Raw genomic sequence first — 11,289 nt, forward strand, 5'->3', positions numbered from 1 at the left:
GTAACAACTAAATTCAATTAATTTTATAAATTAAGTTACTTTCGTTGCATGGAAAATTTCAAAAATATTAACCCTGTTAAGGTGGATAAATCGACAATAATAAGTCTAGAAAAAGGAAAATTACCACCTCAGGTAATAGAACTAGAAGAGGCTGTTTTGGGCGCCATGATGATTGATAAAAAAGGGGTTGATGATGTTATTGATATTTTACAACCTGATGCTTTTTATAAAGAATCACACAAACATATTTTTGAAGCAATTGTTCAATTGTTTACAGAAACACAACCAATCGATTTGTTGACAGTTTCTGCTCAATTAAAAAAGAATGCAAAGTTAGAGCTAGCTGGTGGAGATTTTTATTTAATTCAGCTTACTCAGAAAATATCTTCTTCTGCTCACATTGAATTTCACTCACGAATCATTCTTCAAAAGTTTATTCAGAGAAGCTTAATACGTATATCATCCGAAATCATTGAGGAGTCATATGATGAAACCACAGATGTTTTCGATTTGTTAGATAGAGCAGAATCAAGATTGTATGAAGTAACACAAGGAAATATTAAACGAAGTTCAGAAACGGCACAAAGTTTAGTACTTCAAGCCAAAAAGAAGATTGAAGAAATTAGTAAACAAGAAGGGCTAAGTGGGGTCGAAACAGGTTTTACTCTTTTGGATAAATTGACATCAGGCTGGCAGCCAAGTGATTTAATTATCATTGCAGCAAGACCTGCGATGGGAAAGACGGCATTTGTACTTTCAATGGCTCGAAATATTGCTATCGATTTTGGTCACCCTGTTGCTTTATTCTCCTTGGAGATGGCTTCAGTGCAATTGATTACCCGTTTGATTTCTTCTGAAACAGGATTGCCCTCCGAAAAATTACGTACAGGTAAGTTAGAGCCACACGAATGGACGATGTTGAGTACCAAAGTAAAAAATCTTGAAAAAGCGCCGCTGTACATTGACGATACACCTTCACTTTCAATTTTTGACTTACGAGCAAAAGCGAGACGTCTGGTTTCACAACACGGAATCAAAATTATCATTATTGATTATTTGCAGTTAATGACCGCTGGTGGAAACGGAAAAGGAGGAGGGAACCGTGAACAGGAGATCTCTACAATTTCCCGAAATTTAAAAGCATTAGCAAAAGAACTAAATGTTCCCGTTATTGCACTATCACAGCTATCACGTGCGGTGGAGACTCGTGGTTCTAGTAAACGACCTTTACTTTCTGACCTTCGTGAATCTGGTGCAATTGAGCAAGATGCTGATATTGTATCTTTTTTATACCGTCCAGAGTATTATAAAATTGAAGAATGGGATGATGACGAAGCTTCGCCAACGGCTGGACAAGCTGAATTAATGATTGCAAAACACCGTAATGGTGGTATTGAAAATGTTCGTTTAAAATTCATAGGACACCTAGGTAAGTTTGATAATTTAGATGATTTTAGTGGAAACTATGATGATTTACCTTCATCAATGAACCAAGATGAAAACTCATTTATTACAAAGAATTTACCATCAGCAAATGAAGCTTTTGGCAGTACTTTCAATAACGATGACGATGATAGTGACATGCCTTTTTAATTTGCTTATACTATAAAAGAGTCTAAACTTTGCTAATGTGGATACACAATGGCAAAGTTTTTTCTTTTTAGATAGCATTTGTAGAAAAGTCATTGCTACAAAAAATATAAAATCCAGTATCTTTGAGTAAAATACTTAATGATGGGTTTCAAAAATACAGTCGTGCTAATTTTAATTTTGATTTCATTTTCTACTAAAGCATCTTTTGTTTTGTTGCCAATGGATGAAAGCACGCAACAAAATCACCTTAAAGCTTACGGAATTACATTTTGGTGTTTGGACAAAAAATACAAAGCCAGTTGGTTGCTAAATTATCGAGGAGGTTCTTTTTTGCTACCCGATACACCAGAAATACGTAAAGAGTGTCAAATTAGAGGCGTGAGCTTTGAAGTGCTCTCAGATTCTGAAACGAATACAATTTTAAATGAAATTGCTAGTCCATCACAAAATATGGAGACTGTAGTTCTTGAAAAAGCTCCAAAAATTGCTGTTTATACTCCAAAAGGAAAACAACCTTGGGATGATGCTGTAACGTTAGTTTTGACTTATGCTGAAATCCCCTTTACACCAATATATGATGAAGAAGTACTAAGTGATCAACTCATATTGTATGATTGGCTGCATTTGCATCATGAAGATTTTTCAGGACAGTATGGTAAATTCTATGGAGCCTATAAGAGCACACCATGGTATATAGAACAGAAAAAATTAGCTGAGGATTTAGCGACCAAATTAGGTTATGTAAAAGTTTCACAAGAAAAAGTTACAGTCGCAAAGAAAATTAGAGATTTTGTAATTGGAGGAGGTTTTATGTTTGCGATGTGTTCTGCTACGGATAGTTTTGATATTGCACTAGCTGCAGATGGAGTTGATATTTGTGAACCTATGTTTGATGGAGATCCCTCTGAAGCAAATTACCAGTCTAAATTGAATTACTTAAACACCTTTGCTTTTAAAGATTTTATATTAGAAAGAAGACCTGAAAAATACGAGTTCTCGGATATTGATATGACTGAGAAAAGACGAATCCCTATGGATAAAGATTATTTCACACTTATGGAGTTTTCTGCAAAATGGGATCCTATTCCTAGTATGTTATGTCAAAATCATACACAATTGGTAAAAGGATTTATGGGACAAACTACAGCATTTGATTCTAGTTTGATAAAGTCAAATATATTACTAATGGGAACTTGTGAACTCAATGGTGAAGCTCGTTATATTCATGGTGAAAAAGGAAAAGGTATGTTTACTTTTTTTAGTGGTCATGATCCGGAAGATTATCAGCATCAAGTTGGAGATGCGCCAACTGTTTTGGATCTACATCCAAATTCTCCCGGATATCGTTTAATACTGAACAATGTTTTATTTCCTGCCGCTAGAAAAAAGAAAATTAAAACCTAATCAAATTTGAAGTAACTATAAATTTTAAAGGGAATGTTATTTTATTTTTAGATAATATTTATTACCATCTGTATCTGTTGCTAGTAATTTTCCGTTTTCGGTTGATTCTATAACAATATTAATTTCAGGTTTACCTTTGGTATGGTATAGTTTACCCTCTCCATGTTCGCCTTCAATATTGATGTTTCCATAAATTTCCTTTCCTTTTTCATCAATTCCAACTACTTCATTATCATAACGAAATTCAGTACTCTTAAAGTTGTATGCATCAATTTGGATATTGTTTAATCGGTTGTGAAAAGCGATACTTTCCTCCTTAGTATCGTCTTTCTTTGCATTATTACTACAAGCAAATAAAAGAACTAAGGATATTCCAGTGACTAATACGAGAGCATTTTTTCTTAAAAGCATTTTTTCTTTCAAAAATAAGATTTCTTATTCTATGTTTTTTACGGAAAACCTCATTTTTAATGTTTTTTATAAATAAAACACATTGATAATCCTTAAGTCTATTTGGTAATCAATAGTTTTTTATTTGAGCCCTAAATCCTTGGATTGGCTATTAATTGTACATTGTTATTCGCTTTAAACACATTTTTAGGTTTGTTATTCTTAAAATCAGCTGATATTTCTTCAAGTGTATAACCTTTAGACATTAACTGTAATATTGAAATATCATAATGATCTATTATGTTTTTTGTTTTTTTAGCTATTTCAAGGTGAATAATTGGATTGGTACCTAAGTGTTTTTCGGGTATTGTTTTTTAACTTAGGGATACTATTTTCCTTTTGTTATAAAGTAATTAATTCCTGATTTTATAACAATGGTTTTATGCTTTTGGTTTTGTCTTCAATGCTATATACGATAATTTGGATGTGTAAATAAAAACTGTAAATTTAGTTAAGTTGTTTTTTTATAATAGTGTTTTAGTTTTTGTAGAATTCAAATTTTTATCATAAAACATAAAAAAACCCCAATCTTTCGATTGAGGTTTCTATATAAGTAAGTAGTCTTAAATTGAGTTGATAAAACGTTTATTTTACTTTATTAAGTACAGCTTTGAATGCTTCAGGATGGTTCATAGCTAAATCGGCAAGAACTTTTCTGTTCAATTCGATTCCGTTAGCTTTTACTTTACCCATGAATTGTGAATAAGACATTCCTTCTAATCTAGCTCCAGCGTTGATACGTTGAATCCATAAAGATCGGAAATTTCTTTTGTTCACTTTTCTATCACGGTAAGCGTAGCACATTGCTTTCTCTACCGCATTTTTAGCAACTGTCCAAACGTTTTTACGTCTACCAAAGAAACCTTTGGCTTGCTTCATTATTTTTTTTCTTCTTGCTCTTTTAGCAACTGAATTTACCGATCTTGGCATAATTTTATTGTTTTTTTGTAGCAGGCGTCCCGAATTAAATCAAGAGAACTTAAAGGCCATACTCCAAGGTTATTTTAATTTGTTTTAACCTAAAGAATAAAACAGTTAGAGGTTAGAAGTTAGAGGTTACTAGTTTAACACTATTAACGAATAACTTTTAACGATTAACAATTATATAATTCTTAATTGTTGTTTGATGCTTTTCATATCTGTTTTGTGAACTAGCGCTGAGTGTGTCAAAGCTAATTTACGTTTTTTAGATTTTTTAGTCAAGATGTGACTTTTAAAAGCATGCTTTCTTTTAATCTTTCCAGAACCAGTAACTTTAAATCGTTTCTTGGCGCTAGATTTGGTTTTCATTTTAGGCATTTTTTCCTAGTGTTTTTTAATTTATTCTTACTTACTTATCTTTATGCTGAATTTATTTCAGCATCTTTTTTTATTTCTAGTTTCCAATAGTCATAACTGAATACTTAAAACTGAATACTATTTCTTCTTCTTAGGAGCTATGAACATAATCATTCTCTTTCCTTCCAAAACAGGCATCGCCTCCACTTTACCATATTCTTCCAAATCTGTAGCTAATCTTAACAATAAGATTTGACCTTGATCTTTATAGATGATTGAACGACCTTTAAAGAATACAAATGCTTTTAACTTAGAACCTTCTTTTAAGAATTTTTCAGCATTTTTTCTTTTGAATTCGTAATCATGCTCATCTGTTTGAGGTCCAAAACGAATTTCTTTTACAGTAACCTGAGTCGATTTAGCTTTTAAGACCTTATCACGTTTCTTTTGTTCGTAAACAAATTTCTTGTAATCCATAATCTTGCAAACTGGCGGCTCTGCATTTGGCGAAATTTCAACTAAATCCAATTCAAATTGGTCAGCTAATCTCAATGCTTCAGCAAGTTTAAAAACCCCTGGCTCAATGTTTTCACCAACAAGTCTCACTTCTTGCAACCCACGAATATGTTGGTTTATTCTATGAGCATCCTTCTTTTCTACGCGAGGTTGGTAACCTCTATTGCTTCTTATTGCTATGGCTTTATAAATTTAAGTTAAACTGTAAATACTTTTAATGTCTTTTTTATTTCTTCGTCAACAATAGCAGCAAAAGCCTCTATCGTTATTGTAATATTTCCCTTCCCTTCTTGTCCATGACGACGGATAGAAATCGTACCGTTTTTCTCCTCTTCCTCACCTACAATCAGCATGAAAGGAATTTTTTGCATCTCTGCATCTCTAATTTTCTTCCCAATTGTCTCATTTCTGTTGTCAATCTGGGCGCGAATTTCGTGATTTTCTAGCAAATCTAAAACTTTTTTGGCATATATTTCATATTTCTCGCTCAAAGACAAGATTATAGCCTGTTCAGGCATAAGCCAAAGTGGGAAATTACCTGCAGTATGTTCTAGTAAGATGGCAATGAAACGTTCCATAGAGCCAAATGGAGCTCTATGAATCATCACTGGTCGGTGCAATTCGTTGTCAGAACCTTTATAAGTCAATTCAAAACGTTCAGGAAGATTATAATCAACCTGAATGGTTCCCAGTTGCCATTGTCTTCCAAGGGCATCTTTGACCATGAAATCCAATTTAGGGCCGTAGAAAGCAGCTTCTCCATACTCCACAACAGTTCTCAAACCTTTGTCTGCAGCTGCGTTGATAATCGCGTTTTCTGCTTTCTCCCAGTTTTCATCAGTTCCTATGTATTTTTCTCTGTTTTCTTTGTCTCTTAGCGAAATCTGAGCCGTAAAATCTTCGAATCCTAAGGATCCAAAAACATAAAGAACCAAATCTATTACTTTTTTGAACTCTTCATCTAGTTGCTCTGGAGTACAAAAAATATGTGCGTCATCCTGAGTAAACCCACGTACACGTGTCAAACCATGAAGCTCTCCACTTTGCTCGTAACGGTAAACAGTACCAAATTCAGCGTAACGCTTTGGTAAATCTTTATAAGACCAAGGACGTACGTTGTATATCTCACAGTGGTGAGGACAGTTCATTGGTTTTAATAAAAACTCTTCTCCTTCATGAGGAGTGCTTATCGGCTGAAAACTATCTGCACCATATTTAGCATAGTGACCAGAAGTTACATACAATTCTTTTTGTCCAATATGAGGCGTAGCTACTTGTTCGTAACCTGCTTTTTTCTGTGCTTTTTTCAAAAATTGCTCTAATCTTTCTTTTAAAGCAGCTCCCTTAGGCAACCATAATGGTAAACCTGCTCCAACTTTTTGCGAAAAAGCAAACAATTCCAATTCTTTACCCAGTTTTCTATGGTCTCTACGTTTAGCCTCTTCCAGCAACGCAAGATATTCAGTCAATTCTTTTTGTTTCGGGAACGATGTACCGTATACACGAGTCAACTGTTTGTTTTTTTCGTCTCCACGCCAGTAAGCTCCGGCAACACTCATCACTTTCATGGCTTTAATAATTCCAGTATTCGGAATATGTCCACCACGACATAAGTCGGTAAAAGTATCGTGATCACAAAATGTAATGGTACCATCGTCAAGATTAGTAATCATTTCGGTTTTGTAAACATTGTCTTTGTATAATTCTAAAGCTTCCGCTTTAGTCACAGGACGCAATTTAAACTCATGTTTTCCTCTTGAGATTTCCAGAACGCGGTCTTCAATTTTCTTAAAGTCGGCTTCGGTAATTTTTTGTTCTTCAAAATCTACGTCATAGTAAAAACCATTTGAGATGGCAGGTCCTAGAGTCAATTTGATTCCTGGGTACATTTCTTCAAGAACTTGCGCCATAACGTGCGAAGTCGAATGCCAAAAAGCTTTCTTTCCGCCCTCGTCATTCCAAGTATATAAAACAAGACTTCCGTCCGTGGTCAATGGAGTAGAAGTTTCAATGGTCGTCCCATTAAATGAAGCCGAAATTACATTTCTAGCAAAACCTTCGCTAATACTCTTAGCAACCTCCATCGGAGTAGCGTCAACCGCATACTCTCTAACTGACCCATCAGGCAAAGTAATCTTAATCATTGTTTGTTAAATTTAAGACTGCAAATATATACCATTACAAAAATACATACAATATATATATAAGGTTTGTTTGGGTGATTTTCTAAACATGTCTTTATATATAGGTAGAGCTATAGAATTAAGCTGATTATTAGGAGCAGAGTGATTCGTTTTTATCAGTAAATATGGTCCCGCTATCCGCTGTATCTGTTGTTTATGCTATCGCAACACAACAGGATGCCACTTCTATCGGGGCTCAAGAGGTTGTTTTTTTGATTTTTTGGAAGTATACTATAATAGATAGGATTTAGACAAAGGTTTCAACCGAATCAATATAGGAATTAAGACAAAGAAAGATTGAATAGCGTCTGGCTTTAGCCAGATGATTATAATAGTTGGAGAGGGGACTTTAGCCGAAAATCATCTCCTACCTATATATAGATAAGTAAATTGGACAAGAGAAAATGCCTTTAGCTATCAAAACTGGACTTGATAATAGGTGAAAAAGCCAACAAACCCAATCAAACCGCTGTGAAACGCTAGCTTCAATACCATAAAAATCCATTTCAAAGTCCGACACCAGGGATTATAAAGAACAAAACTCCCAAGCAAAAGAATAGAGTAGGCCTTATTTACCACAAAACCTACTATAAAACAACTCCAAAATCTTACAAACATAAAAAACAGCAAAACTCAAACACCGCTTTTTCAGCCCATTAAAAAAAAGATTAAAAAAAGGTTATTAAAAAGTATTGTTTAAGCGAAGAGACTCACTACTTTTGCACCCGCAACAACGAATACGTTCACTGACAGACTGACAAGCAAATGAGATATTAAAGAGGAAAATTTCTTCAAAAAAAATATCAAATAAAGCTTGTGAGATTAGAATTTACGTTTTACATTTGCACCCCGCAAAACGATGAAAGTTCCTTGAGATACTGGTAAGAAAGAATAAAGAAATTAGGATTTAAATTCTAAAAAAAACTTTAAATTTTTCTTGCGAGAAACAAAAGAGTTTTTTACTTTTGCACCCGCTTCGAGAAACATGTTTAACATGACAACGAAACGGAAAAACAAGATAAGAACACGTTCCTAGACATATTGAATTGACAGCCGCTTTAACAGAGATGTTAGAGCACAAGAATAAGAGTAATAGAGTCGAGAGATTCGAATAATAACCGATAGAAACTGAGTCGACAATTAATAGTTTGAATTTATTCAAACGCACAATATACGATGAAGAGTTTGATCCTGGCTCAGGATGAACGCTAGCGGCAGGCTTAACACATGCAAGTCGAGGGGTATAGGTTTTCGGACCTAGAGACCGGCGCACGGGTGCGTAACGCGTATGCAATCTACCTTTCACAGAGGGATAGCCCAGAGAAATTTGGATTAATACCTCATAGTATAATGACTCGGCATCGAGACATTATTAAAGTCACAACGGTGAAAGATGAGCATGCGTCCCATTAGTTAGTTGGTAAGGTAACGGCTTACCAAGACTACGATGGGTAGGGGTCCTGAGAGGGAGATCCCCCACACTGGTACTGAGACACGGACCAGACTCCTACGGGAGGCAGCAGTGAGGAATATTGGACAATGGGCGCAAGCCTGATCCAGCCATGCCGCGTGCAGGATGAAGCATCTATGGTGTGTAAACTGCTTTTGTACGAGAAGAAACACTAGTTCGTGAACTAGCTTGACGGTATCGTAAGAATAAGGACCGGCTAACTCCGTGCCAGCAGCCGCGGTAATACGGAGGGTCCAAGCGTTATCCGGAATCATTGGGTTTAAAGGGTCCGTAGGCGGCCTTATAAGTCAGTGGTGAAATCTCCCGGCTCAACCGGGAAATGGCCATTGATACTGTAGGGCTTGAATTATTAGGAAGTAACTAGAATATGTAGTGTAGCGGTGAAATGCTTAGAGATTACATGGAATACCAATTGCGAAGGCAGGTTACTACTAATATATTGACGCTGATGGACGAAAGCGTGGGTAGCGAACAGGATTAGATACCCTGGTAGTCCACGCCGTAAACGATGGATACTAGCTGTTGGAAGCAATTTCAGTGGCTAAGCGAAAGTGATAAGTATCCCACCTGGGGAGTACGAACGCAAGTTTGAAACTCAAAGGAATTGACGGGGGCCCGCACAAGCGGTGGAGCATGTGGTTTAATTCGATGATACGCGAGGAACCTTACCAAGGCTTAAATGTAGATTGACCGGTTTGGAAACAGACTTTTCGCAAGACAATTTACAAGGTGCTGCATGGTTGTCGTCAGCTCGTGCCGTGAGGTGTCAGGTTAAGTCCTATAACGAGCGCAACCCCTGTTGTTAGTTGCCAGCGAGTCATGTCGGGAACTCTAACAAGACTGCCAGTGTAAACTGTGAGGAAGGTGGGGATGACGTCAAATCATCACGGCCCTTACGCCTTGGGCTACACACGTGCTACAATGGACGGTACAGAGAGCAGCCACTATGCAAATAGGAGCGAATCTACAAAACCGTTCTCAGTTCGGATCGGAGTCTGCAACTCGACTCCGTGAAGCTGGAATCGCTAGTAATCGGATATCAGCCATGATCCGGTGAATACGTTCCCGGGCCTTGTACACACCGCCCGTCAAGCCATGGAAGCTGGGGGTGCCTGAAGTCGGTGACCGCAAGGAGCTGCCTAGGGTAAAACTGGTAACTAGGGCTAAGTCGTAACAAGGTAGCCGTACCGGAAGGTGCGGCTGGAACACCTCCTTTCTAGAGCCTTAGTGTTAGCTTATTTATAAGCACGGTAGGGAAAAAGACGAAGAATCTAAAGGATTTAGAATATTAAGAATTTATTACTCTTGCTGTTAATTTAAAAAAATTGAATAAAATTTAAGTTAAAGATAAACGATTTAAGATTGTTGATTAACGATTTTTGATTTCAGATTTAGATCTGCAATCGTTAATTTAAAATCATAAATCCCAAATCACCTTGTCTCGTAGCTCAGCTGGTTAGAGTACTACACTGATAATGTAGGGGTCGACAGTTCGAGTCTGTCCGAGACAACTAATTTAAAGTTATAAGTTATTAAATATAATTTATAAGTTTAAAAAAACTTAAAGGAAATTTTAGAAGTTGAGAATGTATGAGATATGAATTCATAACTCAAAACTAATAACTCATACTTAAAAAATGGGGAATTAGCTCAGCTGGCTAGAGCACCTGCCTTGCACGCAGGGGGTCAACGGTTCGACTCCGTTATTCTCCACTATCTATCTACGAAAGTAGAAAGAAAAAGTTCATTGACATATTGAGATAAGAAAAATATTAAAAGTAGAAAGCGTTTTTTACTAGTAATAGTAAAAGACAAACAAAAACGGTCTTAATTAATTTTAAGATTGGTACAATAAGCAAAATAAGGGCGTATGGGGGATGCCTTGGCTCTCAGAGGCGATGAAAGGCGTGATAAGCTGCGAAAAGCTACGGGGACGGGCACACACCGATTGATCCGTAGATACCTGAATGGGGCAACCCACTAGATTGAAGATCTAGTACACCGATAGGTGGGCAAACCCGCTGAACTGAAACATCTAAGTAGGCGGAGGAGAAGAAAACAAAAGTGATTCCGTAAGTAGTGGCGAGCGAACGCGGATTAGCCCAAACCAATGTTGTTACGGCAATGTTGGGGTTGTAGGACCACGACATTTTATGTATGAAGAATTAGAATTTACTGGAAAGTAAAGCCAAAGAAGGTGATAGCCCTGTATAAGTAATGAATATAATAGATAGTGGTATCCTGAGTAGGGCGGGACACGAGAAATCCTGTCTGAATTTGGCGGGACCATCCGCTAAGGCTAAATACTCCTGAGAGACCGATAGTGAACCAGTACCGTGAGGGAAAGGTGAAAAGAACCGTGAATAACGGAGTGAAATAGATCCTGAAACCATA

At 36.5% G+C, this 11,289-nt stretch carries 7 protein-coding genes, 2 tRNA genes and 2 rRNA genes (1 of these 11 only partly in view); 6 read left to right on the forward strand and 5 right to left on the reverse strand.

All coding sequences use genetic code 11. The annotated features are described in order from the left end of the window. Positions 1-48: 48 nt before the first annotated feature. On the forward strand, positions 49-1,593 hold the full coding sequence (dnaB, locus tag ABZP37_RS09065; RefSeq protein WP_366187437.1) for a replicative DNA helicase: 1,545 nt from the start codon (positions 49-51) through the stop codon (positions 1,591-1,593). Positions 1,594-1,734: 141 nt separating this feature from the next. Next, positions 1,735-2,997, forward strand: coding sequence for an asparagine synthetase B (locus ABZP37_RS09070; RefSeq protein ID WP_366187439.1), 1,263 nt, complete (start codon positions 1,735-1,737; stop codon positions 2,995-2,997). A gap of 36 nt (positions 2,998-3,033) precedes the next feature. On the opposite strand, the gene ABZP37_RS09075 is transcribed toward ABZP37_RS09070, so the two are convergent. The 5 genes from ABZP37_RS09075 to thrS form a co-directional block, all read right to left on the reverse strand. Further along, a complete protein-coding gene (locus tag ABZP37_RS09075) occupies positions 3,034-3,408 on the reverse strand; it encodes a hypothetical protein (protein WP_366187440.1) in 375 nt (124 codons plus the stop codon). A 624-nt stretch (positions 3,409-4,032) separates the two neighbouring features. Further along, positions 4,033-4,377 (reverse strand): 50S ribosomal protein L20, encoded by a 345-nt coding sequence (rplT, locus tag ABZP37_RS09080; protein ID WP_086453231.1) that lies wholly within the window; start codon positions 4,375-4,377, stop codon positions 4,033-4,035. A gap of 171 nt (positions 4,378-4,548) precedes the next feature. Continuing rightward, on the reverse strand, positions 4,549-4,746 hold the full coding sequence (rpmI, locus tag ABZP37_RS09085) for a 50S ribosomal protein L35 (RefSeq protein WP_022827375.1): 198 nt from the start codon (positions 4,744-4,746) through the stop codon (positions 4,549-4,551). Positions 4,747-4,863: 117 nt separating this feature from the next. Next, positions 4,864-5,415: a translation initiation factor IF-3 gene (gene infC / locus ABZP37_RS09090; RefSeq protein WP_366187510.1), complete on the reverse strand. Its 552-nt coding sequence runs from the start codon at positions 5,413-5,415 to the stop codon at positions 4,864-4,866. A 23-nt stretch (positions 5,416-5,438) separates the two neighbouring features. Beyond that, positions 5,439-7,385, reverse strand: coding sequence for a threonine--tRNA ligase (gene thrS, locus ABZP37_RS09095; protein WP_366187442.1), 1,947 nt, complete (start codon positions 7,383-7,385; stop codon positions 5,439-5,441). 1,212 nt (positions 7,386-8,597) lie between these two features. On the opposite strand from thrS, the gene ABZP37_RS09100 reads away from it, so the two are divergent. The 4 genes from ABZP37_RS09100 to ABZP37_RS09115 all read left to right on the forward strand — a co-directional run. Continuing rightward, positions 8,598-10,111, forward strand: a 16S ribosomal RNA gene (locus ABZP37_RS09100). Positions 10,112-10,332: 221 nt separating this feature from the next. After that, a tRNA-Ile gene (locus ABZP37_RS09105) sits at positions 10,333-10,406 on the forward strand. 128 nt (positions 10,407-10,534) lie between these two features. Beyond that, positions 10,535-10,608 (forward strand) — tRNA-Ala (locus ABZP37_RS09110). 136 nt (positions 10,609-10,744) lie between these two features. Beyond that, positions 10,745-11,289 (forward strand): 23S ribosomal RNA (locus ABZP37_RS09115) (it continues 2,341 nt past the right edge of the window). Together the 16S and 23S rRNA genes with 2 tRNA genes alongside form the textbook arrangement of a ribosomal RNA operon.

Origin of the sequence: Flavobacterium ovatum (genome assembly GCF_040703125.1) — a bacterium.
Classification (GTDB): domain Bacteria; phylum Bacteroidota; class Bacteroidia; order Flavobacteriales; family Flavobacteriaceae; genus Flavobacterium; species Flavobacterium ovatum.